Origin of the sequence: Cyclobacterium jeungdonense, assembly GCF_010994275.1 — a bacterium.
Lineage (GTDB): Bacteria > Bacteroidota > Bacteroidia > Cytophagales > Cyclobacteriaceae > Cyclobacterium > Cyclobacterium jeungdonense.
This window is the reverse complement of sequence record NZ_WMCD01000005.1, coordinates 191,160-213,546: the sequence shown is the minus strand read 5'-3', so window position 1 is coordinate 213,546 and position 22,387 is coordinate 191,160. Positions and strand designations below refer to the sequence as shown.

The 22,387-nt window shown below is 45.0% G+C and carries 24 protein-coding genes and 1 tRNA gene; 8 read left to right on the top strand and 17 right to left on the bottom strand.

Annotation, left to right across the window (positions count from 1 at the left end):
- Positions 1–1,347, top strand: a complete 1,347-nt coding sequence (locus GKS34_RS12420; RefSeq protein WP_163385150.1) for a hypothetical protein — start codon at positions 1–3, stop codon at positions 1,345–1,347.
- Between the two features lie 349 nt (positions 1,348–1,696).
- Here the strand turns inward: GKS34_RS12420 and GKS34_RS12415 are convergent.
- The 4 genes from GKS34_RS12415 to aroQ all read right to left on the bottom strand — a co-directional run bounded on the left by GKS34_RS12415 (position 1,697) and on the right by aroQ (position 3,978).
- A tRNA-Pro gene (locus GKS34_RS12415) sits at positions 1,697–1,774 on the bottom strand.
- A gap of 123 nt (positions 1,775–1,897) precedes the next feature.
- A complete protein-coding gene (locus GKS34_RS12410) occupies positions 1,898–2,476 on the bottom strand; it encodes a MarC family protein (RefSeq protein ID WP_163385149.1) in 579 nt (192 codons plus the stop codon).
- A gap of 12 nt (positions 2,477–2,488) precedes the next feature.
- A complete protein-coding gene (locus tag GKS34_RS12405) occupies positions 2,489–3,544 on the bottom strand; it encodes an aminotransferase class V-fold PLP-dependent enzyme (RefSeq protein WP_163385148.1) in 1,056 nt (351 codons plus the stop codon).
- Positions 3,545–3,549: 5 nt separating this feature from the next.
- Complete coding sequence (aroQ, locus tag GKS34_RS12400; protein WP_163385147.1) at positions 3,550–3,978, bottom strand: type II 3-dehydroquinate dehydratase; 429 nt, start codon at positions 3,976–3,978, stop codon at positions 3,550–3,552.
- Between the two features lie 129 nt (positions 3,979–4,107).
- Between aroQ and GKS34_RS12395 the strand changes: the two genes are divergently transcribed.
- The 3 genes from GKS34_RS12395 (at position 4,108) to GKS34_RS12385 (ending at position 6,157) form a co-directional block, all read left to right on the top strand.
- Positions 4,108–5,013, top strand: a complete 906-nt coding sequence (locus GKS34_RS12395; RefSeq protein WP_163385146.1) for a site-specific tyrosine recombinase — start codon at positions 4,108–4,110, stop codon at positions 5,011–5,013.
- Positions 5,014–5,114: 101 nt separating this feature from the next.
- Positions 5,115–5,591, top strand: a complete 477-nt coding sequence (locus GKS34_RS12390; RefSeq protein ID WP_163385145.1) for a Clp protease ClpB — start codon at positions 5,115–5,117, stop codon at positions 5,589–5,591.
- Between the two features lie 101 nt (positions 5,592–5,692).
- Positions 5,693–6,157 carry a MaoC family dehydratase gene (locus GKS34_RS12385; RefSeq protein ID WP_163385144.1) on the top strand — a complete coding sequence of 155 codons (465 nt, stop codon included), beginning with the start codon at positions 5,693–5,695 and terminating at the stop codon, positions 6,155–6,157.
- A 93-nt stretch (positions 6,158–6,250) separates the two neighbouring features.
- On the opposite strand, the gene GKS34_RS12380 is transcribed toward GKS34_RS12385, so the two are convergent.
- From GKS34_RS12380 to GKS34_RS12365, 4 genes are all read right to left on the bottom strand, one after another.
- Positions 6,251–8,686 carry a TonB-dependent receptor gene (locus tag GKS34_RS12380; protein WP_163385143.1) on the bottom strand — a complete coding sequence of 812 codons (2,436 nt, stop codon included), beginning with the start codon at positions 8,684–8,686 and terminating at the stop codon, positions 6,251–6,253.
- Positions 8,687–8,899: 213 nt separating this feature from the next.
- Positions 8,900–9,505, bottom strand: coding sequence for a superoxide dismutase (locus tag GKS34_RS12375; RefSeq protein WP_163385142.1), 606 nt, complete (start codon positions 9,503–9,505; stop codon positions 8,900–8,902).
- A 115-nt stretch (positions 9,506–9,620) separates the two neighbouring features.
- The gene (locus GKS34_RS12370) at positions 9,621–10,064 is read right to left on the bottom strand and encodes a nucleoside deaminase (RefSeq protein ID WP_240459287.1); all 444 of its coding nucleotides are present in this window, start codon (positions 10,062–10,064) and stop codon (positions 9,621–9,623) included.
- Between the two features lie 10 nt (positions 10,065–10,074).
- Complete coding sequence (locus GKS34_RS12365; protein WP_163385140.1) at positions 10,075–11,205, bottom strand: hypothetical protein; 1,131 nt, start codon at positions 11,203–11,205, stop codon at positions 10,075–10,077.
- A gap of 312 nt (positions 11,206–11,517) precedes the next feature.
- Here GKS34_RS12365 and GKS34_RS12360 point away from each other — a divergent pair, with 312 nt between their 5' ends.
- Positions 11,518–12,705: a Na/Pi symporter gene (locus GKS34_RS12360; protein WP_163385139.1), complete on the top strand. Its 1,188-nt coding sequence runs from the start codon at positions 11,518–11,520 to the stop codon at positions 12,703–12,705.
- On the opposite strand, the gene deoC is transcribed toward GKS34_RS12360, so the two are convergent.
- Complete coding sequence (gene deoC, locus GKS34_RS12355) at positions 12,689–13,354, bottom strand: deoxyribose-phosphate aldolase (RefSeq protein WP_163385138.1); 666 nt, start codon at positions 13,352–13,354, stop codon at positions 12,689–12,691. The genes GKS34_RS12360 and deoC overlap by 17 nt on opposite strands.
- Before the next feature lie 31 nt (positions 13,355–13,385).
- On the opposite strand from deoC, the gene GKS34_RS12350 reads away from it, so the two are divergent.
- Both GKS34_RS12350 and GKS34_RS12345 read left to right on the top strand, forming a co-directional pair.
- Entirely contained in the window at positions 13,386–13,973 is a 588-nt protein-coding gene (locus GKS34_RS12350) for a methyltransferase family protein (RefSeq protein WP_163385137.1), read from the top strand.
- A complete protein-coding gene (locus tag GKS34_RS12345; protein WP_163385136.1) occupies positions 13,970–14,164 on the top strand; it encodes a hypothetical protein in 195 nt (64 codons plus the stop codon). Before GKS34_RS12350 ends, GKS34_RS12345 begins: the two co-directional genes overlap by 4 nt.
- Positions 14,165–14,192: 28 nt before the next feature.
- Here GKS34_RS12345 and GKS34_RS12340 read toward each other — a convergent pair whose 3' ends face one another.
- Both GKS34_RS12340 and GKS34_RS12335 read right to left on the bottom strand, forming a co-directional pair.
- Positions 14,193–15,515 carry a DUF5690 family protein gene (locus GKS34_RS12340; RefSeq protein ID WP_163385135.1) on the bottom strand — a complete coding sequence of 441 codons (1,323 nt, stop codon included), beginning with the start codon at positions 15,513–15,515 and terminating at the stop codon, positions 14,193–14,195.
- A complete protein-coding gene (locus tag GKS34_RS12335) occupies positions 15,515–16,222 on the bottom strand; it encodes an HAD-IA family hydrolase (protein WP_163385134.1) in 708 nt (235 codons plus the stop codon). Before GKS34_RS12335 ends, GKS34_RS12340 begins: the two co-directional genes overlap by 1 nt.
- A 162-nt stretch (positions 16,223–16,384) precedes the next feature.
- Between GKS34_RS12335 and GKS34_RS12330 the strand changes: the two genes are divergently transcribed.
- Positions 16,385–16,948 carry a phosphonate degradation HD-domain oxygenase gene (locus tag GKS34_RS12330; protein ID WP_163385133.1) on the top strand — a complete coding sequence of 188 codons (564 nt, stop codon included), beginning with the start codon at positions 16,385–16,387 and terminating at the stop codon, positions 16,946–16,948.
- A 19-nt stretch (positions 16,949–16,967) separates the two neighbouring features.
- Here GKS34_RS12330 and hemH read toward each other — a convergent pair whose 3' ends face one another.
- From hemH to GKS34_RS12300, 6 genes are all read right to left on the bottom strand, one after another.
- Positions 16,968–18,002: a ferrochelatase gene (gene hemH, locus GKS34_RS12325; protein WP_163385132.1), complete on the bottom strand. Its 1,035-nt coding sequence runs from the start codon at positions 18,000–18,002 to the stop codon at positions 16,968–16,970.
- 101 nt (positions 18,003–18,103) lie between these two features.
- On the bottom strand, positions 18,104–18,310 hold the full coding sequence (locus GKS34_RS12320) for a hypothetical protein (RefSeq protein WP_163385131.1): 207 nt from the start codon (positions 18,308–18,310) through the stop codon (positions 18,104–18,106).
- Positions 18,311–18,377: 67 nt separating this feature from the next.
- Complete coding sequence (locus tag GKS34_RS12315; protein WP_163385130.1) at positions 18,378–18,569, bottom strand: hypothetical protein; 192 nt, start codon at positions 18,567–18,569, stop codon at positions 18,378–18,380.
- Between the two features lie 347 nt (positions 18,570–18,916).
- Positions 18,917–19,300, bottom strand: coding sequence for a hypothetical protein (locus GKS34_RS12310; RefSeq protein WP_163385129.1), 384 nt, complete (start codon positions 19,298–19,300; stop codon positions 18,917–18,919).
- Positions 19,301–19,568: 268 nt separating this feature from the next.
- A complete protein-coding gene (locus tag GKS34_RS12305; RefSeq protein ID WP_163385128.1) occupies positions 19,569–21,248 on the bottom strand; it encodes a metallophosphoesterase family protein in 1,680 nt (559 codons plus the stop codon).
- Positions 21,245–22,330, bottom strand: a complete 1,086-nt coding sequence (locus GKS34_RS12300; RefSeq protein WP_163385127.1) for an alkaline phosphatase family protein — start codon at positions 22,328–22,330, stop codon at positions 21,245–21,247. Before GKS34_RS12300 ends, GKS34_RS12305 begins: the two co-directional genes overlap by 4 nt.
- Positions 22,331–22,387 lie beyond the last annotated feature (57 nt).

Genomic DNA, 22,387 nt, shown 5'->3' with positions numbered 1-22,387 from the left:
ATGAAAGGCATAGTAAAACTCATAGTCGTTATCTATGTTTCAATCGTTGGACAAACGTTTTCCCAATCGCTGAAAAAAAAAGATAAAGATATCCCCAATTCTGAATTGAAATTCAAACTTAATGAGAACGGATCCAATTATGTAAAATTCACCTTTCTCAATCAAGTCTGGATCAGAAGCACCCAAAATAACCCCGGCTCAACAGTTGATGGATATTCGGAGGAACAAACCTTCGATATCGGGTTAAGACGAACAAGGCTGCAAGTATACGGGCAACTAACTGATCGGGTGTTTTTCTACACTCAATTCGGAACCAATAACCTGAGTTATGTAGGCACCAGGAAACAGGGGCTGTTTTTTCATGACGCGCTCGGTGAGTTGAAAGTTGTGAAAGACCACCTCTCGATTGGTACTGGTCTTACCGGTTGGAATGGCCTTTCCAGGTATTCTTCTCCGTCAGTTGGCTCCATATTGTCCCTGGATGCGCCACTCTACCAACAAGCTACTAATGATGTAACGGACCAGTTTCTACGGAAATACAGCATTTATGCCAAAGGTAAAATTGGTATCCTGGATTATCGGGTGGCCGTCAGTAAGCCGATGACCGTGGAAAATACGGCCGTTCAGGGATCCGAACCCATGGAATATGCCCTTTTTTCCGCAAGACCACCCAATCCTCAGTTCCATGGATATTTGATGTTTCAGTTTTTGGACAAGGAATCAAATCTAACGCCCTACAATACCGGATCCTATCTGGGCAAAAAGCGAGTGTTTAATTTGGGTGCGGGATTTTTGTACCAAAAAGATGCGATGTGGTTTACCCAGGGCGAAAGCGGTCCCGTCCAATACGATGATTTGGGCTTGCTGGCTTTTGACGTTTTCTACGATCAACCGTTGAATCAAAAAACAGGTACTGCCCTGACCGCTTATGCGTCACTGCATGTTGACAACTATGGAAAAGACTATATCCGAAACCTGGGGGTTATGAACCCTACCAATGGCGTGGTGCCCGGTCAGGGAAGCTTCAACGGAGCCGGTAACGCTTTCCCGATGATAGGAACCGGAAAAGCAGCCTATTTCCAAACGGGGTATTTGTTTCCGAAAAATTTGCTGAAAGGATGGGGGACGTTACAACCCTTCATTGCCAGCCAATTTGCAAATTGGGACCGTTTGAACGACTCCATGCTCATGTATGAATATGGTATAAATTGGTTGATAAATGGGAATGCCACAAAAATGTCATTAAACTACCAGAGCAGACCCGTTTTTGATTCGGTGCAGGAAGGAATAATTAATCAAACAGATAGAAAAGGAATGCTGGTGTTACAATTCCAGGTTGCCATTTGAGTTTTTGCTTTCAGTCAAAAACGTAATCAGTCTTTGAGGTTGATGGATCGGGCCCGGCCAAACTCTTTTGAGGGCGGCCGGGCCTTATTTTTGAATGTTAGGTGTCTAATTGGAAAAAGTGATGGTGTTTACGATCGCTTTGGCCCGTATCGGCGTGAACACTCTGATAGGAGTTGCAAATTCCCCGCCTAACGCACCTTTATTGTGTCGGGGTGCCAGGATTACTCGTAACCCACAGGCATGCTGAACGGCCCCACGCGAACCCCGGTTCTCGTCCTGCCACTTTGTAGGAATTGAAAGTTTAAAGCACAAAAAAACCCACCTTAAAAAGGTAGGTTTTTTTGTGCATTGGTCGGGGTGGCAGGATTCGAACCTGCGACCTCCTCGTCCCAAACGAGGCGCGATGACCGGGCTACGCTACACCCCGTGCTTTTGGTTTTACTCCCAAAGCGATGACAAAAGTAGTTCTTTTTTTTGCAAATCAAAAATCATAAAAACAATTTATCTAATAATTTGAGCCGCCTTGCCGGTTTTTCCCGCTGACAGGCCTTTAGAGTTCTGGAAATACGTTGCTTTTGAAGATCTTGATGGCTATGGAAAGCAAGATAATCCCAAAAATTCTTCTCAGTACATCCAAACCGGTCTGCCCCAATTTCCGCTCCAGCCAATTGGTGCTTTTTAGTACCACAAAGATAATGATCAGGTTTAGCACAATGCCTACGGCAAGATTAGCCTGGGAATACTCAGATTTCAGTGTCAGGATGGTGGTCAGGGTACCTGCACCGGCGATTAGCGGGAATGCGATGGGTACGATGGAGGTACTCGTGGAGCCGGCAGAAGGATCGGGCTTGAAAATCTCTATTCCCAAAATCATTTCTGCACCCAAAGCAAAGATGATGAGCGCCCCGGCAATGGCAAAATCCTCGACTCCTATGCCAAAGAGTTCCAGAATGGATTTACCCAAAACCAAAAACAATACCATCAATATCCCCGCGGCAATGGTGGCCTTTCCGCTTTGAATATGTCCTACCTTCTTTCGGAGATTGATAACGATGGGGATGGATCCCAAAATATCAATGACCGAAAAGAGTATCAGTGTAACCGAAAGTATTTCCCTGAAATCAAACATGCGGCCATTGCGTCAATAATTCGTTAGAAAACGGATCAATTTGGTAAATTCAGCATCAGTAATGGCAGGAAAGTTAGCTATCCGGAAACTGGTGGGTTTCAGGGGGCCGTAGCCACTACCCATTTGCATCCCCTGGGCTTCCGCTGCTTTCTTTATCGACTGGATAAAGCCTTCTTCTCCACCCACACCCAGTACAGTGCGACTTCTATTGGTAGCCTCTTTTACCAAAAACGCCAGGGAAGGTGAGTTTTCCACCAGTTGCTCCAATTGCCTCATTCTGCTTTCGGTTTGCTCCTGTACGACCCGAATGCCTGGCATGTCTCCAAGTACCCGGTTTAGGAGGTAAATGCCCAATACATTCGGCGTGTAATGAGTCTGGTAGATGTCCGCATTTTCCAGCATAAAATTCAGGCTGTTGTATCGGCCGTATTCCCCAATACTTTTTGCCTTTTCGATGGCTTTGGGGGAGAGTACCAGTAAGCCTAACCCGGCAGGCAGGCCAAAGCATTTCTGTACCGAAGCAAACCAGATATCCGCGAGCTTAAAATCCAGGAAAATACCTCCCATAGAGGAGGTGGTGTCAACTGCCAGCATTTTGTCTGGGAATTTCTCTCTCAGAGCTGCCAGTTTCTCATTAGGTACCTGCGTGGCATTGGAAGTCTCGTTTTGGGTGATGGCAAGGATATCAAATGCACTACTGATCTCCAGGTCTTCAACGGATAATGCCTTGTTCTTGTCCAATACCAGCGAGTCCGTTTCAGGGATAATGTGCTGGGCAAAGCCAAACCATTTTTTTCCAAATGAACCGGAGTAAACATGGAAGGATGCCCGCTCCACGAGAGATTGAGTAATGATTTCCCAGTTTTCGGTCGCACTGGAGGTAAACAGTAACCGGTAATCCGAAGGTATTTCCAGCTTTTGCTTCATCCGTTTTTCGGTATCCCGATACAGGTCCATAAAAACGGAACTTCGGTGGTTGGCACTTAGGATTCCCTGCCGATAGGCATCCTGAAAATAATCGGGAAGCTTATCGAATACTTTGGAAGGTCCCGGAGCAAATGTTAGCATAGACATTAAGAATTTTCTTTCTTTATAAAATACTGCAATCCCAATTCGTACCCCAGCAATCCCAGACCTGCGATCATGCCCACACATTGTCGGGACAAAAAGCTTTTATGACGGAATTCTTCCCGCTGGTAGATATTCGAAATGTGGATTTCCAGCGCAGGGCTGCTGATGGCCGCCAGAGCATCGCCTATCGCCACCGAGGTATGGGTATAGGCCCCGGCGTTGATCAGTATGCCGTCCACTTCAAAACCGACGGCATGCAACTGGTTGACCAGCTCTCCTTCCCCATTACTTTGGAAATAGGAGAGTTCCAGATCGGGGTATTTTTGGACCAGGTTTCCAAAATAATCTTCAAACGAGCGGCTCCCGTAAATTTCCGGTTCCCGTTTTCCCAACAAGTTAAGGTTGGGTCCGTTAATGATTGCTATTTTCACGTTTTCTGGCGTTTTAATTGGTACGGATTCAAGCGACAAAGGTAAGCAATCGGCCCTTAATTAGGGGATTTATTCCATTGTTTTTGTTTTAATGGAGATAATACCAGCAGTACCTCTTAAATTTACCGGATGACCTGGGAAAAGGAGATCAATGCCTTTGGGTATTACCTCAAAATAGAACGCTCCCTGAGCGAAAACTCCCTCTTGGCTTACCGACAGGATGTGGAAAAACTGGCTGCCTTTATGGAGAAAAATTTTCCTGACTGTACCCCGGTTACCACTGAATTGTATCATTTGAGGCAGTTTGTCAACAAACTGGCCAGCGGAAACATTTCTGAATTTTCTCAGGCACGAATCATATCCGGTATCAAAGCCTTTTACAAGTACCTGCTATACGAGGATAAAATTGCAGATAGCCCGGCTTTGCTTCTGGAGGCTCCAAAGCTAACCCGTACACTGCCGGACACCCTGAGTTATCTGGAAATAGAAAGCATATTGGAAGCCGTACCAATGGGACAGCCCGGAGGTCATCGTAACCGGGCTATGCTGGAAATGCTCTATAGTAGCGGACTCCGGGTATCAGAATTAACCCAATTGAAAAAGGGGCATTATTTTGAAGATATTGGGTTTTTGCGCGTTTTGGGAAAAGGCAACAAAGAGCGGCTGGTGCCAGTCGGTAAATCGGCAGCCAAATACCTGCGCATCTACCTGGAAGACGTCCGGAAACAAGGACCCATAGCCAAGGGACATGAGGAATACCTTTTTCTTAACAATCGGGGAAAGAAGCTTTCCAGGGTAATGGTTTTTCTAATCATAAAAAAAATGGCAGCAAGGGCTGGCATTACCAAAAAAGTCAGTCCCCATACCTTCAGGCACAGCTTTGCCACTCACCTGGTGGAAGGTGGTGCGGACTTGAGGGCGGTTCAGGAGATGCTGGGGCACGAAAGCATCACCACTACGGAAATCTATACCCACCTGGACCGGGATTACCTTCGGCAAGTACTCAACGAATTTTTACCGGGAAATAAAGAGTAAGGTTTCCATAATCCGGGAAACCAAAAGCGACTAGATTTAGGCATGTTTTTTGAGTAGGGCTAGTTTGGATAGAAACAATAGGCCAAGAAAGAAAGAGTAGTATGAATAATCGGACGGTGTATTTTTTGGGATTAGTGGTGTGGCTGATGACCTTGCCTAACCTGGCGGTAGCGCAGGAAAAATTAAATCGGTTGCTTCAGGAAAGGGAAACCCTCCATCAGCAATGGCAAACTTCCGAAAGCAAAAAGTCAGGCCTCTTTGGAAACCGTACTAAAAAGGACATGGAAGCAACCAACGAATGGATGGGGCGGATCATTCAAAAAGACAATCAAATCATGCAGGAGTTGGAAATGCTGAAGGATATTCAAACCACTGAAATCGGATACGAAAAAGAAGATTACAAATACATTGCCCAGAAAGCGGAAGCAGATATTGTGAAATTGAAGCGAGCCTTGCTAGAGAGAGATGAGGACATTCTGCAGGAAAAAGGAAAAAAAAGGACCTATGAGTGGACCACATTACTGTTTTTTCTCAGCAGTCTGACATTGGGGTGGTTGTATTTCCGGAAAAAAAGCTAGGTATTTCCGACCAAAAAAAAGGTTGGCAGGCTTTTATTTGGAAAATTGTTTTTAAATCAAGGGGGTTTTGATACTTTTATTTTTTTATAACCAACCCAATCATGAGCAAACTGATCATAAATAGCTTTGAAGATTTTCAGCAATATATAGGAAAAGAGCTAGGGGTATCGGATTACCACCAGGTCAGCCAGAAACAGATTAACCTGTTTGCAGATGCGACCCTGGACCATCAGTGGATCCATACCGACCCGGAAAAAGCGAAAGCCGAAGGTGCCTTTGGATGCACCATTGCCCACGGGTACCTGACCCTTTCCCTGGTCCCCTATCTCTGGAATCAGATCGTACAGGTAAACAACCTTAAAATGATGGTCAATTATGGGATCGAAAATCTCCGCTTTGCCAACCCGGTAAAAGTAAACGACGAGATCAGGATGGTCGCTACCCTGGCAAACATCAGCGATCTTCGAGGTACCATCAAAACGGAAATGAAGGTGAAGCTTGAAATCAAGGGAGAGCGAAAACCCGCCTTGTCTGCCCATTTGATTTTTCTCTACCATTTTGAATAAAACTCGCTGTTAGAATGGTTTTTCCTGGAGATAAAACAAAAACAGCATCCACCGGACGCTGTTTTTAGTATTATTAAAAAACCTAATCTAAACTTATTCCAGTCTATTTCTTTCTTCCGTACTTCCGCTTCGTTGGTTTACCTTAAATTGCTCTCCCTGTGCAAACTTCCAACGCAATGTAAATCGTACGCTTTGAACACTATTATACTGTCTCACGTCAGTATCAATGCGATCAAAGTCAATGTTCCCCTTAAATTTCATGGTTCGAAAAATATCCGATCCGTTTACGGTAAGGCTTAATTTGTCCTCATAAAAGGTTTTGGTGATACCGGCATCCATCCAGCCCATGGCGTTTATCACCAACTGACCATCCCGAAACGGACTTCGGTAGATTCCTACCAGTTCCAACTTGAACCCCTTGGGAAGGATCAGGTTATGCTGCGTTCGGGCCATGAAGGAAAATTGCTTTTCATCCAATAACTCATCTCCCAACTGAGACTGAAAGGTATTGCCATTTAATTGTAGCATGTTGCTGGTACTGTACCAACTGGCAAATTCTACCGGAACTACTGCTCTCAGACTCAGGTTTTGCGTCCGATCCAGGTTTTGCATCTGTATGCGTGTTTTCCTCGTTTCATCATCTTGAACCATTATTTGTCCAAAGGCATTTTCGGTCTGGGAAAAAGAAAGTGAAAACTGATAGGCATTTTTGATGATGTGGTTCATCTCCAGGTTGTTGGCATACTGAGGCCTGAGGTTGGGGTTGCCCTCCTCGGTGGTAAGGGGATCTATGTAGAAAACATAAGGGTTCAATTGCCGGTAATAGGGTCGGGTAATCCGTCGGTTGAGATTGTATACGATTTGGTAATTTTCAGACACCTGATGCTGCAGGAAGGCACTGGGAAACAGGTTTAGATACTCCTGCGTATTGATTTCCGAACCCGTGATTGAATTCCCTTCTATCGCTGCGTATTCTGTTCGCAATCCAGCCTGAAAACTCAGTTTTTCACTTAACGGCGCCTTGTAGGAAGCATAGGCAGCCAGCACATTTTCCTTGTAAATAAAGTGATTGCTGTTGGGATCCGGAGCAAAGGGACCTTCTTCCACACTTTTGGTGATTTCCAACAGGTTATCAGAGGTCACCCAACTCCCCTTGACCCCGGTTTCCAATACTTTTTCTTTGCCAAAAGGCTTCGTGAAATCTGCTTTTGCTGTGAAAATAGAATAGGCCATCTCGTTTCCGGTCCGAATCCTATCGGAAGTCCCGTCTGACGTGTTTTCATTAAGCCAATATTGATTATCCAGCAAACTCAGGCTTCCGGCATCCATGCGGGTATAATCGATGTCTGCCGATAACTTTGTTCCAAGGGTATCCAGTTTACCGGTATAGTGGAAGTTGCCAAAAACCCGGGTATTGTCTGATTCGCCGTCATTCAGGGCGTTCAAATAATTCAGATTGGCGTTTTCAGGATTGGTGATGGCCGTAAGCGAATTGCCATCCTCGGTTCCTTTTTGAGACGAAGCCTGAAGGTTGATTCCCAGGGTATGGTTTTCGTTGATTTGGTAATCGGTTCCCCCTGAAAAAAACAGGTTCTTTCTCAGCAACTTCAGACGGGCCTCCTGATCAAACTCTGATAGGCCGTTTTCCAATTGAAACCTGCGAAAGATCTCCAGGTCCAGGAAGCGCCCGAATTCGTTGTAATTCAGGCTGGCATTGGAGGTCCATTTATTGTTTTTTACATTCAGTGTAGCACCGGCTGATGGCGTGTGTATTCCGTTGTACTGACTGCCAACGTGTATGTTACCATTGGTACCATTTAGCGTGTTTTTCTTCAAAACCAGATTGATTACACCAGCGGCACCTTCGGCGTCGTATTTCGCAGGAGGGTTTTGGATCACCTCAATGCTTCGTATATTGTCCGCCGGCATGGCACGGAGGAAATTGGCCAGGTCTTCGGCACTCATGTATGTCTGCCGGTCATCGACAAGAACAATTACACCTGTGCGGCCATTTAGATTGATATTTCCATCCGCATCTACAAATACTCCTGGCGAACGCCCGATGACATCCAGGGCACTATTCCCCTCTGCCATCACGGTACCTTCCACCGTCACCACCGTTTTATCAGCCTGAATCAGCACATCTGGTCGTGCTGCTCTTACCGTTACCTCGTCCAGACCTGAAACCTGGACTGTCAACTGGATGGTACCGAAATTCTTTTTCTCTCCAGGCTTTAACTGGAATGGTTGACTATTAAAGGTATCGTATCCAATGGTGGAAACGCCCAGGGTTAGTGGTAGACTCGTGGTAGCGGGAAGGTAAAAGTTTCCGGCCTCATCGGTAATGGCTCCGGTTACCAACTCCTTTTCCACCGCATCAAGTAAAAATACGTTGGCGAAGGGCAAGGGAGCTTCATTTTCATCCAAAACGGTTCCAGCTACCTGAGCTGGAAGATCCTGGGCTGCCAGATGGCTAAGACCCAACAAGTAAAATAAAACGGTGGCAAAGATATACCTGCTAAAATTCATGGCTAATCGCAATTAATGGTTTCCTGCAATGCCATGGGAAAAGGGTGCCAAACGAAAATAAAAAATTTAAAACATTGATTATCAATTATTTATAAAACAACATGTTTAAGTGGCTGTACTAATACCGTACACTTTTATTGTGCGGTAACCGGACAAAAAAATCCCCCCGGAATTTCCGGAGGGATGCGTTTATATTTGCATGTGTCGCTGTAATTATTTTGCAGCGGCATATTTTTTGGCTACTTCATCCCAATTGACCACATTCCAGAAAGCGGCAATGTAATCAGGTCTTCTGTTTTGGTAATTAAGGTAATAAGCATGTTCCCAAACATCCAATCCCAAAATGGGTGTTCCTTTAGTTTCGGCAATATCCATCAGTGGGTTATCCTGATTTGGGGTGGAACTTACTTGTAACTCACCGTTATGAACGCTCAACCATGCCCAGCCAGAACCAAAGCGGGTAGCAGCTGCATTTGAAAATTCTTCCTTGAATTTTTCGAAAGAACCGAATTTTTTGTCGATAGCAGCTGCCAGCTCACCACTAGGAGTTCCACCACCCTTTGGAGAAAGAATAGTCCAGAAAAGGGAGTGGTTGTAATGGCCACCGCCGTTATTTCTAACTGCCGTTGGTGCGGAGGAAATTCCCTGCATTATTTCTTCAATACTTTTCGAGGCAAGGTCAGAGCCTTCAATGGCATCATTTAACTTGGTCACATAGGCATTATGGTGTTTGCCATGGTGGATTTCCATGGTTTTTGCATCAATATGAGGCTCCAACGCATTTTTTTCATAAGGTAAACTAGGAAGTTTAAAAGCCATTTTTTTTTTATTTATAGTGAAACATAAAATTATAATGTTGGCATAGGTTCGGATTAAAAAACCTACTAGTCAAACCAAGGAACTTGAAAAATGGTTCTTTTATTCGGGTGAATCTCTAATTTCTGAGATTTTTAAAAAATGCCTGCAACAATTTCTTAGATTTATCCTCCAGCAAGCCGCTGAAGACTTTCGTTTTTGGGTGGAGAAGAGGTTGAGGTATGCGGGAATATCCTCTTTGCGGGTCGTTACTGGCAAAGTGCAATTCTCCCAATTGAGACCAGAAGCTAGCCCCGGCGCACATGATACAGGGCTCCAGCGTCACGTACAATTTACACTCCGTTAGGTATTTGGCACCCAGAGCATGGGAAGCCGCCGTTATGGCCAGGATTTCTGCATGGGCGGTGACGTCGGTAAGTTTTTCCGTCTGGTTATATGCCCTGGCAATGATCCTGTTCCTGACCACGATCACGGCTCCCACTGGAATTTCCCCTTCATCATAGGCGATTTGAGCCTGCTTCAGGGCTTCATTCATCCAATATTCATCTGAGTATATTTCCAATAATCCTCTCTTAAAAAACCAAGTCAAAAATTTCTTTCCGAACCCCTTCATTAATGATCAGCGCAAGTATTAGCGACACAATCAGTCCAATGCCAGCCTTGATGAAATCGTTTTTGGCCAGTCGATATGCCCTTACCAGCCGGGCTTTACGTTTTTTAAGTTTTTTCGATTTCGCTAATGCGATGGATAACTCCCTTCCACCCAATAAACCGATAAAGACCCAGGTGGTACTCATGGGCATGTTGCTGTAAGATTTAAAATAAAACAGGATAATAGCGTACACCAAGTCTACAATGGTAGCGGCCCGCACGTCTGTAACCCTGGTCTTCTCATTCACGATCCTCTGTATCTTATCCCCTTTCATATAAAAAAGTACTCCTAATCCGAGAAATACGAAACCTGTAAAGGCCGAAAATTCCCAAACACCAAGCTGTCTTGGAAGGAAAACAGCGATATTGGCGGCATCTTGCATGACCCATACTGCCCAAAGACAACCCGATGTGACCCATTGAAGCGGGTACCAATAGTTTCCTGGTTTTCCTTTAAGATAATTGGTAACGAATTTCTCCAATACGTACCAGACAATAATGGCAGCAAAAAATGCTAAAAAGTATCCAATAAAACTTTTCTGCATAACACCTATAATGGTTCCTGCCTTGTAGGTAAATACATTTAAGAGTAAAAACGTGGTCGAAACCGGCATCCTGAGCCGAGTCATTACAAGTAATACGATAGGGGCCGCTATCTGCAAAAAGACGAAACTTTGAGGTGCCTGATCCAGACCATCTACCTGAAGTCGCTGATAACTCACATCACCGTTATACGTGAACCAGCTGTAGGTAACGGTACCAACAAAGATCAGCCCCATAAATAACCACAAGAAATACCATTTTCTACTTTGGTTGGAGGCGATAAAGGTTCCGATGGTCTGAATGCTGTCATTGGCAATTGCCGAGTACGCCGCTAACGCAAATCCAAACCACATGGCAGCATAGGTATAAGGAGTAATGATACCTGCTATGGATATCAAAATGCAGATGATTAAAAGAAAGGATTTTTCTTTTTTGGTAAAATCAAAAAGTGAATAGGCTGCCTTGGATAAGGTATCCTGGTTAATGTTTTGATCTTTAAGTTTGGCCATAAGCTGGTTTTGGCTTGGAAATACGGACGCAAATTAAATAAGAATAATTAAGGATAATGTTACCAAATTGTTAAGTCCCTGTCAAATAGGTTTCAACATGAAATAATACACGGATTCTCTGGCAACCCTCTCTTTCTCAAAAATAGAAAGATTTTATTTCTTCCCAGCCCCTTTTGGGATTTTAATCATTTCTTCCTGAGCAAATGGGCAGCAATTAATTTTAACATAAGTTTTATCCTAAAAGTGTGTATTTCTATAGTGTCTATACGTATTTTGCGAATTGAAAGAAGTTATTTCTAATTTGATTTTTGAATGACCACTACTTCGGCGGGCAAATCCTATAAAAAAAATCTGATTTTGGCAGTTACCGTTATTTTTGGTCTGCTGCTGTTCATGTTTTCAATTGATTTTTTGACCTATTCTCTGGCCAAATTAAACAACGAAATAGCCAATACCCTGTTTATGGCCACCAGCAACCCATTTGTAGGGTTGTTTATTGGCTTGTTGACTACTGCCCTCATCCAATCTAGTTCTACAGTATCTGCCATGGTCGTGGTACTGGTCGCCTCCGGAAATCTAAGTCTGACACAGGCTGTTCCGCTAATAATGGGAGCGAATATCGGAACTACCCTCACAAGTACTCTGGTGGCATTTGGATACATTATGAAGAAAAAATCTTTCCGTAAGGCGCTTTCAGCCGGTGTTTTACACGATCTTTTCAATATCATAACGGTATTAATCTTGCTCCCCCTGGAGGTTTATTTTGGCCTTCTAAGTAAAATAGCTGCCTGGATTACCCGTGGCCTTGGAGCCGGAAGCAATACTTTTGACGGAAACTTGAGCTATCAAGGGTTTTTTCTTCGGCCTCTAAGTTATTACCTGGCAGAATGGCTTCATTGGCCGCTTTTTGGCTTGCTTGTGGGAATTTTACTTCTGGTAGGTTCCATCAAGGTCCTCTCAGCACTGGCCTATCGCTCATTAATTACTCCAAACTTTAAAAAAATCCGGAAACATATCTTTAGTTTTCCCTACCGCTCTTTTGCCTATGGGATGTTTTTTACAGCCGCCGTCCAGTCCAGCACAATAACTACCTCTCTGATGGTGACAGCAGTAGCCACGGGCAAAGTCGCCCTGCGGAAAGTATTCCCTTTTATAATGGGCGCCAATCTGGGTACTACCATTACAGCCGTTATCGCCGCACTGTATAAAACTGAAGCAGCCATCAGCGTGGCAATTGTTCATGTCTTGTTTAACCTTATCGGGTCTTTACTTTTCCTTCCTTTCCCCGCTTTGCGCGAAATCCCCGTAATACTTGCCCGGAATTTTGGTAAAAAAACAGCCAATACCCGTTTCCTTGGATTTGCTTATATTCTTTTAACCTTTTTTATCATCCCTTTTTTCCTGATTTACTTCAATCAGTCGGATGTTGACAAGGCTACCGATTCACCCTCAGACGTTCCCAAGACAGAAGAAGTGGGTAGTATCAACAATGATTCCTGAGAAAATCATCCATGATTTGGTCGCCACTACTCGTCCCAATCCGGTCGGCACCGGCATCGATCATTTCCAGGGCTTGCTCCAGGGTTTTTATGCCTCCACTGGCTTTAATACCTATTTGACTTGGAAGGAGCCGGCGCATTTCCAGAATCGTCCCGACTTCCGCTCCCTTTGGTGCATATCCAGTGGAAGTTTTGACATAATCAGCACCCGCATCCCTGCAAATAACGCATGCTTGCTCTAACTCCTCGCTGTTAAGATAGGCGGTCTCCACAATTACTTTCAATAATTTTTCATCATCATGGATTCGATTTGCTAGCTGAGCCAGTTCTATTTTGGGCCAATTCATTCCTGATTTGAAGGCCGAGAGCGACCAGACCACATCCAGTTCATCGGCTCCGTCTTTCAGCGCTTGATTGCATTCGGCAAGCTTCGTCTGGCTCATGTTATAGCCGAAAGGGAAGCCAACAACGGTGACAACCTGAATGTCCTCCTCAGCCAACTCTCTTTTGACTTTCTTCACCCAGAACGGAGGGATGCACACGGCACGAAACTGATATTTTAAAGCCTGGCTGATCAACAACCGAATCGCTTGCTCATCCACTACAGGATGCAAGGCACTGTGTTCAATATAGCGTTGTAAATTTTTCATAATCAATCAAAATACGGATATTTGAGCGTCTATGGAATACCTCTTTCTGGGACTTGGTTGGATGCTATTTTACAGCAGCCACACTTTCCTTGCCATGCTCAATATAAAAAGAAAAATCAGGTCCCAGCTTAAAGGCCTGTATAAATGGTACCGGCTGTCTTACAGTTTGTTTTCAACCCTGTTCTTTTTCGCCCTGTTCCTGTATGCAGGCAGTATTCCCCGGATCTGGCTTTTTGGCTCCGGTCCGGTAAGCACTTATCTGGGCTTTATGCTCGCTACTTTCGGCACTATTATTTCTGTAAAGAGTATGCGGAACGTTTCGGCCAGAAGGTTTATCGGCCTTCGTCCCAAAGATGACCTTTCCGAAACCGAACCACTGGTTACTGAAGGTTGGTATGGATACATGCGGCATCCTCTATATGCAGGCTTGATTCTGATTTTTATTGGTTATTTCTTATACGCGCCTAATCTTTCTTCGCTCATTCATTTATCAGCCCTTTTGCTATACCTACCGGTGGGCATTTATTATGAAGAGAAAAAGCTGCTGGAAATACATGGCAACCGCTATGCCGCTTATCAGAAAGAGATTCCTGCCATTATACCCCGAATTAAAAAATGAACGAACTGATTATTTATTCTGCAGCCTTACTACTGGTTCTGGTCCATTTGCTAATTGCCAGCCTATTTTACCGCCATATTAATAAAAATCCCCACCTTTCATTCCACGAAAAAAACGATTGGCGCTTGAAGGCACTCGTATTTCCTGCCTATTTTTGGTTTCGATACAAGCGGCAACAGGACAATTCCTGAACCTGATTTTGTTTAAGCAGGCAGATCGTTAGTGAAGCAAACCGGGCAATCGCTCCCGTTCTGAAAGCAGGTGATAGGCTTGAAGTTTCCTATAAAAATAAATGCCACTGCCCGCCATAAGGAGCACGCACAGCCCCATCAACAAAATCAGGCCCTGGGAATAAAATGCCAACCAACTCATGCTCTCATAGTTTCCAAATTGTTTAAATATAAGGATTCCAGAAGAGCCCAAATAACCGAAACTGTCAATCAAATACATGAGAAAACCTACGTTTCCCGCGTATTTGAAAGAAGCAAGCAACCGATCAAATAGCAGGCAATTGAAGGGTATATACGCCATATAGGTACCGGTCCCGGTTGCAACCATCCAATATATTGGTGATAGCCAGCCATTCAGCAGGGCTAGTGTAGCAAGTAGCGCCAGTAGCAATCCTGCGATGATGATCAAGTGGTAGATAAACAAGGCTTTGAAGTTGTTTTTCACCAAAACCAGCATGCCCATCAAAAGCAAAAGGATAAGGGTGATGGGGATTTCAGTTTGCGTAAGCAACTCGGGTGGCACGGTTATCCTCAAATCTTTCCATATTTCTACCACAAAATTATCGCGAATATCCCGGAAGGCTGTCAAGACCATGTAGACCAGCACCAGTATAATCAATCCAGAGCGGAACTGCTGGAAGAAAGTGCGTCGATCTGCCCTATTCATGGATTTCCGTTCCGTTTTCAGGATAATATCCCCGCTACTTGGGGGCGGTGTGTGGTTCAAAAGAAAAACGCTTGCCAACAAAACCGGAATAAAAATGGCCCCCGTCAAAAATGGCATCCAATACGCGTCCACTCCCAGGTCAACCAGAAGATAACGGCCCACTGTTTTAACAAATCCCGACGAAAACACAAAACTCACCGCCAATATGCTGCCCATCATTTCGGTAAATCGCCTGCCTTCAAGGTAATGAAAAACCAATCCCCAAATCAACCCAAGCGGAAAACCATTGATCAGGAAGCATAAAATATTCCAGGGGGCAGGTAACAATGCAAATCCCAATAATCCCAGCCAGGAAACACCAATCAGACTCAGCGTAAGTCTGGCCCTGTCGGAAGCTTTTAATTCAGAAATGATTTTAATCCCGTAAAACTTACTCGCCATGTACCCCAACGTCTGCATCAATATCAGCCATACTTTCAGGTCAAGTCCCCACCATTCTTCCCCTGCGAAGGTTGCTGAAGCAAAAGGCTTCCGAAACGCATACATGCAACTGTAGGTAAGAAATGCCATGACCCCGGCAAAAAGGCTCATCAGCAGTGGCGGAGCGACAGCAAGTTTTTTGGTAAGAGAGGGAATAACAAACATTATTGCACGGGCTCACCGATTTCCTTTGCCACCAAAGGCAGAATGTCCAATAGCCGGTGAACGATGTGGGTAGGTTGGTGGGGTTTTAGCTCTGCTTCGGTATAAGCACCCGTGGTCACTGCCACGCTCATCAGACAACCAGAGTTCAGCCCTTCGTGAATATCTACCTCAGTGTCTCCAACCTTGATTACTTCTAAAGGACTGCCAATGCCCAGTGCAGCCATCATCTTTAAAATCATGTCCGGGTGAGGCCGGCCTTTTTTAACCTCATCACTACACACGGTAATATCTATCAGCGGATGATTCACCCAGCCAATCCGTTCCAGGATGACATCTGCAATATCCCTGCTAAAACCAGTGTCCAGTCCCACTTTTATTCCCATTTGCTGCAAAGATTCAAATACTTCCAGCGCATCATCCATCGGAGCGATATCCGGACTTTCCCTATAAAACCGAATCATCTCCTTCACAAAACTATCGTGGATTTTTTTCACTTCTTCGTCCGTCACCTCTTCGGTATGGGCCTGTAGCATTTCCCGGATGGCAAGAGGTTTCGGATAACCCATTTTTTCGTTGGCTTCCTGCAAGCTTACCTGTGAGTAACCATGACTGGCAAAAGCACTGACAAAAGCTTCTGCCACATTGCTTTGATCTTTGATGGTGGTGCCGGCCATGTCAAAAACAGCCAATTTGATGGGGTTTTTCATACATTTGTGAATACTGGTAATTGCAAATTAATTTTGGGATCAAAATAGGTAAAAAAAATAATAGAAGAAAACCAAACGCTTTCATCCTTCTGTTAATTTATCGTGAATACGGCTTGGCATTATTGCTGAATATGGGTATTTTCAAAATAAAATAGCAAACTCATGAATAAGACTAACCGGGACATTGTGGATGAAATTTTTGCCCTTTACGCCGCTTTTGGAGATGCGGATTATATAGGCGAGCCTGTTTCTCAGTTGGAACACATGAGTCAGGCGGCACAGCTAGCTGAATCAGAAGGCTATCCACCTGAGGTGATTCTGGCCGCTTTTTTTCATGACCTGGGACACCTTTTTGCCCAACGGGAACAACTCTCCCAGATGGGTGGATTTGGCGTAATGGACCATGAAAAACTGGGAGCCGATTACCTGCGTAAATTCGGTTTCCCGGAACTGCTAGCCCGCTTGGTGGAAAGCCATGTTGAAGCCAAAAGATACCTGACGTATAAAAACCCGGATTATTTTAACCGCTTATCTGAGGCCAGCAGGCAAACCCTCAACTACCAGGGAGGAGTGATGAGCCCGGAGGAAGCACGGGCATTTGAAGCAGATGAAAACCATGCCCTGATATTAAAGATGCGGGAATGGGATGAAAAAGCCAAGGAAACCCAAGTGCCCGTTCCCTCACTTGAAAAGTACAAAAAAATGGCAATAGACCTGCTGGATTAACCACCGGATTCCTTTCAATTCAGGACTTGGAGGTAACAAGATCTTTCACACAATCTACCCAGGTATCCCTTGAATTCAGGCTGGGAACCAGGTCCCAACGTTCTCCTCCCTGCTCCAAAAACTGCTCCTTGTATTCCTGACCGACTTCCACCGTGGTTTCCAGGCAATCGGCTACAAAGGCGGGTGAGAATACTAATACTTTTTTGATCCCATTATCGGCCATTTCCCTAACCAAATCTTCCGTATAAGGCTTGATCCAGGGATCCTTGCCCAATCGGGACTGAAAACAGGTGACTACCTTTTCTTCTGGAAGTTGGAGCTTTTCGGCAATCAAGCGGGTGGTGTGGAAGCATTGTGCCCGGTAACAAAACTGATTCTTTTTGGTGTATCGTGCACAACAGGTATCATTCAGGCGGCAATACCCATCGACAGATCCTTTCCGGATTTGCCTTTCCGGCAAACCATGGTAGGAAAACAGGTAGCGGTCATACTCCTGAAGCACCATCATCTCTTGCCCCAACTCTGCCCAGGCGTCTAAAAAGAGGGGGTGTTCGATAAAATTGCTTATGAACCGGATACTGGGAATTATTTGCCATTTTGTAGCGAGTTCCATTACCCGTTCGATCACCGAACCATTGGTAGCCGAGGCGTATTGGGGGAATAGCGGCAATACCACGATTTCTTTTACATTGGATTTATTAAGTGCTTTAAGCCCTTCTTCAATCCCCGGGGATTGGTATCGCATGGCAACTTCCAACTGGAAACGGGACTGATCAATCAGAGGCGTCAGTTTTTCTTTCAGGTCCATGGTGTGGAAAAGCAGCGGAGAACCCCGATCCGTCCAAAGCTTCCGGTACTCCCCCGCAGATTTGGGTGCCCGAAAAGGGGCAATAATTAGATTAACCAATAGCCAACGAGGAATCACGGGAATATCGATTACCCTGCCGTCCATTAAAAATTCCCTCAGGTATTTTCGTACGTCTCCGGTAGCAGTGCTATCAGGCGTACCCAGATTCACCAGTAATATGCCTGTTTTGGCTTTATTTTGACTCATTGGTTTTCGTTTTTGCTTTTCCTAAACCAAAAATAGAAGCAAATGTTAACAAAACCCAATGGAGTTTTTCAATTCCCCACCGCCAGGTAGTACCTCGTCCGCTAATCCTGTATGGAGTTTTGGATAAGTTTCATTTTGAATGAACCATCCGTAATGCTGATTTGCGTGCTTCCCCGGCTGGTATTTTCCGCAAACGGTCCAAAAAGCGTGGCTTCAAAGGTACCGTCCACCCTATCCGAACCAATTTGGGTAAGGTGCAGGCGCCCGCTATCCCGGATGTCCAAGGTAGGATAGTTGGTTTTGAGCAAAGAGGTATTCTATAAATTTCCGGCTGGGTCTGAGCGGGTAAAAATTAAGCCCGGTAAAAAGGAATTCTTATAGTCCCGGACGCCTTCTTGCATCTGGTAGTTTTTTCCTCAAAGGGCGTTTCACTATATAAAAAATACTGAAAAAATCTCTTGTTCCGTCACTTCCCTCACCCAAGGCCTGAATCTGCGCGTTATGCGTTTTTCCATTGGGGTCGTAGCTAAACACTACGAGTTGGTAATCATACGCTTTGTCTTCCACCCATTCTCCATTGGCTTTAAATTTAAGGAAATACTTAGTTTCCTGGATGGGAGCCTCAGACTCTCTTCATGAGAAAGCAACGAGGGCGCAAAGCAGCAAGGCAAAGCGGTAGGGTAAAAGGCAGCGGTTCACGTTTTTTCAAATAAATACGTTGATTATATATAAGAAAAAAGTGAAACCGAATATTTGTATCCTGTATAGAATAACTACTTGCTTAATACAGCTAAGTTCCTGCAGCATATTTACTTGTCTCCTAAATATGGGAAAACAATAACGCAACAAAACCTTCCGAAAATGAGGCGCTTCGGACTAGCTATTCACAAAAAAGCCAATATTGAATTATTGAATTATAAGATAATCTCACCCTTCTTTTTGTTGTTTCTGGAATTGGCATCCCGCGTATGAATGATAAGGTTGTACTTGAGTTTTTTTCCCGGCTGGTTGGCTGGGATCTTTTCTGGTGAGGTATAAATAATGGTTTGCCCGGGTTTGATGGGATTCGTTTTATTATCAAAACTCATCATTTTTCCATTTACCTTAAAAAAGACCCGGTAACTTTCTGCCGGAGCAGTGGAGGATCCGGAATTTTTGATGGCATATCGAAATACCCTTTGGCCTTCCTTTTCCGCATCCAGATGTACTTCATAAGCTTCCAGGTCAAAACTGGGACCTTCTTGCGCCCGGAGCGCCGAAGACGATAAGAGTAAAACAGTTAATAGTCTTAAAAACATGTCTGTAATTTTTTAGTCCGGTTTAAAAGAAATTAAATAGCGGCAGGAATCAAAATTCAAAACCCCTATTTCGTAACAAGGTAGAAAGATTTTTAGTCATCCCCTACCCTCACCCATCATCCATTGCAGAACCTACTTTTCCTCCGACAAGAGCAATTTTGGAAACCGTGATTTTAGGAGGGAACTATCTCCTGGGAAAAAAAAGGTAAGGCTTCCTGCATAGCTTTTCAAACCATCCACAAAATCCCGTAACAGCTACCTAAACTGTTTATTTTCTTACAATTAATTCATCCAGGATATTGCCTTCCAGGTCGTAGGCTTTAAAGTGCATCCGACCGGCTTTGACCTCAAAGATTCCGTAGTGGTGCTTTTTGATAAGCCGGTCCATTTGGGGAACATTCGATTGTGCTCCTTCCGGCTCCAAGCCTCCACCAGCCCCGCCTACTACCAGAAAATGAACGGGATTCCCGGAAAAATTCCGGGAAAGCCGCTCGTAATCGTGAGTGTGCCCAGCCAGCACCAGATCTACCAATCCGCGATGGAAGTAAGGTTCAAGGAGTTGACGAATCGTCCATTCACCCTGATACCCGGGCCAACCTTGAGAATAAGGCGGCTGATGTAAAACAATGATTTTCCAAGGTGCGTTCTTCCAGGTATCTGAATCCAATTGCTCCTTTAGCCATTCCCACTGCGTGGTTTCATCCGGTACGGATACCGGGAAATTAATATTTGGATCCAGGGTCAGGATCGCTGCAGGGCCAAATCGCAGCATCCCATAGGTAGGCGTTTCTGGCTGAAACAGGTATTTATTCATCTTAATGGCATGCAAATCATCGTAATAGCCATCGTAATCATGGTTGCCTGGAACCAGTAGTTGAGGGGTCTGCATACGGTAGAGTAATTGTAAGAATCGCGGGTAAGCCCATTCCTCCGAACCGTTGTTGACCAAATCGCCAGCCCCAACGCTAAGATCAGCCTGGTGTGTGCTAATGGCATCGGCAACTTCCCGAAAGGTTTCCCAACCTCCCTGGGAGTCTCCCCAAAGTGCCAGTTTGATGCTATCGGAAACACTGTTCGCTTTAATGGAAAAGCTTCCATGATAGGACTTACCCTGATACAAATGAAAGGTAATATTGGATCCAGTTTCCATTTCATGCGTAAAAACCCCATTGGTAGATTCAATGAGGATTTCTTCTCCCTGCTCCGGCCGCAGGATAGCGGTACCAGGGGATTCACTTACCCACCGTACATAGGGCCTGCCGTCCGTGCCCCAAATCAATACCGGTGGCGTTAAAAGAATCGGATAATCTGCTAGCAACGCATTCAACTCCGGATAAGACATACCTTCCCAGTCCTGTTTGAGATCAGGATCCTGCAGTAATTCCAGTTTTCGGTCCACCAAAATTCCATCAATGATTTGCTTTCTTTTACCCTTCCAGAATTGGTAAGCTGTCTGTGAAAAGAATTGAACACGACGTAGACCTCCGGCCATCGCATTATTAACCACCCGAAGGCCCAGTTCGGTTTTTCCCGTTGCTTCCACCTCAAAAAAATCACCATCATCGGACCGGAGAATCCGTTTTTCGTTCACCCAACACTGCACCCCGTCGTCAGCATCGACAAGAAGAATACCTGGTTCCAGCATTCCCTCCCAGGAATACCACATTGAATGATTGGGCAACGGAAGGCGATGTGGCAAGGAAACGGTTTTGGGATGGGAAAACTGATCGGGCCAGTCCCGATGAATTCCAGCAATGGAATCCCGACCTAGGAAAACCCAGCCAGAATCCAGGTTCATCAACGGCTCTTTCGGAAATTCACTTGGGAACATGCCGGCTACCTTTCGCTCTTGCGCCAGAAAAGGCTCCAAATAGGTGGGTACAGCAGGGTCAGACTGGCAAGCCGGCAAAAAAAGAATCGCCCAAGCTAAGCAGTTCCGAAATCTCATGGCAGTATTTCCGTTATTACCTTATCCGCATTTTCATCGGGATAAGTCAAGCCTAGCAATTGAAAAATAGTCCGTGCAATCATGGCCGGATACAATAACCCTTCTTTTTTCACCTCCCCCAATGCCCGACTGTCGGGACCGATGCCTACTATCCAGGCCTCCCTGGACCGGGGAATTCCGGTTCCGTGTCCTGTCCAACTGGACTTGTCGATTCCCCGGCCGTGATCGGTAGTAACAATCATGGTGGTTTTATCTTTGTATGCTGGGGTGGATTGAATGTAATCCCACAATTCCCTCAAGTATCCGTCGAACTGCTTGATGGAATGAAGGTATTCGTCGTAGCGGTTATCATGCGCCCAATCGTCGGGTTCTCCATAGGCAATGAAAACAACTCTTGGAGCTTGTTTTTTTATGGCCTCCAGGGCATAATGATGGGTAAAGGGATCCAATCGTACTCCTTCCCAGGGACCACGGATCTCTTGCTGAAGCCTATTGATGATCCTTTCCGATTCACTCAGGTTGGGACCTTCTGCCTTATCAAATCCGGCATTCACCGGGATACCGCTCCGGTCTTCATTAACGATGTAGGGAAAAACATCCCAACTGCCAAAGACTAATACTTTTCCTTTGTAGTCGGGTAAACCCTGCAGGTGTTCCAGCAGGGTAATATTCGGATTATTGGTTTTTGAATTGGAATTGATCTGTTCGTCGTCCGGTACTCCGGTCAATATCTCGTTGTACCCGGGGTAAGAAAAAAGCATGTTGTTTCGCATGTCCACCTGATTTCCAAAGGCTCGGTTGCCGTAAAGTTGCCCCTGTTCGGCAAGTGTTGACCAGGTAAATGGCATTAACATTTGGCGACGCTTCAGGGGATTAGGATCCCAAAATGCTTCCAGAAGCGATCCCTGCTTCTCGATCATGCCGGTATCGTCCACAAAAAGGGAGTCCGCCCCCTGGAATAATTCCTGCCAACGAAGGCCATCCACCGTAATCAAAAATACATTCTCTGTTTGTGTTATTTCCTGAGCTTTTACTGCGTAAGAGAGCCCCATCGTGATGAAAAGAAGCGCTAATTTTTTCATAGGAATAAAGATAACGGATTTCGTTTTTCATTCCCTTCATGACGCCGCTTTTTCGGT

Bases quoted from the DNA above. Each gene is read 5' to 3' on its own strand.
- GKS34_RS12420 (WP_163385150.1), top strand. From the start codon at position 1: ATGAAAGGCATAGTAAAACTCATAGTCGTTATCTATGTTTCAATCGTT.
- GKS34_RS12410 (WP_163385149.1), bottom strand. From the start codon at position 2,476: ATGTTTGATTTCAGGGAAATACTTTCGGTTACACTGATACTCTTTTCG.
- GKS34_RS12405 (WP_163385148.1), bottom strand. From the start codon at position 3,544: ATGCTAACATTTGCTCCGGGACCTTCCAAAGTATTCGATAAGCTTCCC.
- GKS34_RS12395 (WP_163385146.1), top strand. From the start codon at position 4,108: ATGACCTGGGAAAAGGAGATCAATGCCTTTGGGTATTACCTCAAAATA.
- GKS34_RS12390 (WP_163385145.1), top strand. From the start codon at position 5,115: ATGAATAATCGGACGGTGTATTTTTTGGGATTAGTGGTGTGGCTGATG.
- GKS34_RS12385 (WP_163385144.1), top strand. From the start codon at position 5,693: ATGAGCAAACTGATCATAAATAGCTTTGAAGATTTTCAGCAATATATA.
- GKS34_RS12380 (WP_163385143.1), bottom strand. From the start codon at position 8,686: ATGAATTTTAGCAGGTATATCTTTGCCACCGTTTTATTTTACTTGTTG.
- GKS34_RS12375 (WP_163385142.1), bottom strand. From the start codon at position 9,505: ATGGCTTTTAAACTTCCTAGTTTACCTTATGAAAAAAATGCGTTGGAG.
- GKS34_RS12365 (WP_163385140.1), bottom strand. From the start codon at position 11,205: ATGGCCAAACTTAAAGATCAAAACATTAACCAGGATACCTTATCCAAG.
- GKS34_RS12360 (WP_163385139.1), top strand. From the start codon at position 11,518: ATGACCACTACTTCGGCGGGCAAATCCTATAAAAAAAATCTGATTTTG.
- deoC (WP_163385138.1), bottom strand. From the start codon at position 13,354: ATGAAAAATTTACAACGCTATATTGAACACAGTGCCTTGCATCCTGTA.
- GKS34_RS12350 (WP_163385137.1), top strand. From the start codon at position 13,386: ATGGAATACCTCTTTCTGGGACTTGGTTGGATGCTATTTTACAGCAGC.
- GKS34_RS12345 (WP_163385136.1), top strand. From the start codon at position 13,970: ATGAACGAACTGATTATTTATTCTGCAGCCTTACTACTGGTTCTGGTC.
- GKS34_RS12340 (WP_163385135.1), bottom strand. From the start codon at position 15,515: ATGTTTGTTATTCCCTCTCTTACCAAAAAACTTGCTGTCGCTCCGCCA.
- GKS34_RS12335 (WP_163385134.1), bottom strand. From the start codon at position 16,222: ATGAAAAACCCCATCAAATTGGCTGTTTTTGACATGGCCGGCACCACC.
- GKS34_RS12330 (WP_163385133.1), top strand. From the start codon at position 16,385: ATGAATAAGACTAACCGGGACATTGTGGATGAAATTTTTGCCCTTTAC.
- hemH (WP_163385132.1), bottom strand. From the start codon at position 18,002: ATGAGTCAAAATAAAGCCAAAACAGGCATATTACTGGTGAATCTGGGT.
- GKS34_RS12310 (WP_163385129.1), bottom strand. From the start codon at position 19,300: ATGTTTTTAAGACTATTAACTGTTTTACTCTTATCGTCTTCGGCGCTC.
- GKS34_RS12305 (WP_163385128.1), bottom strand. From the start codon at position 21,248: ATGAGATTTCGGAACTGCTTAGCTTGGGCGATTCTTTTTTTGCCGGCT.
- GKS34_RS12300 (WP_163385127.1), bottom strand. From the start codon at position 22,330: ATGAAAAAATTAGCGCTTCTTTTCATCACGATGGGGCTCTCTTACGCA.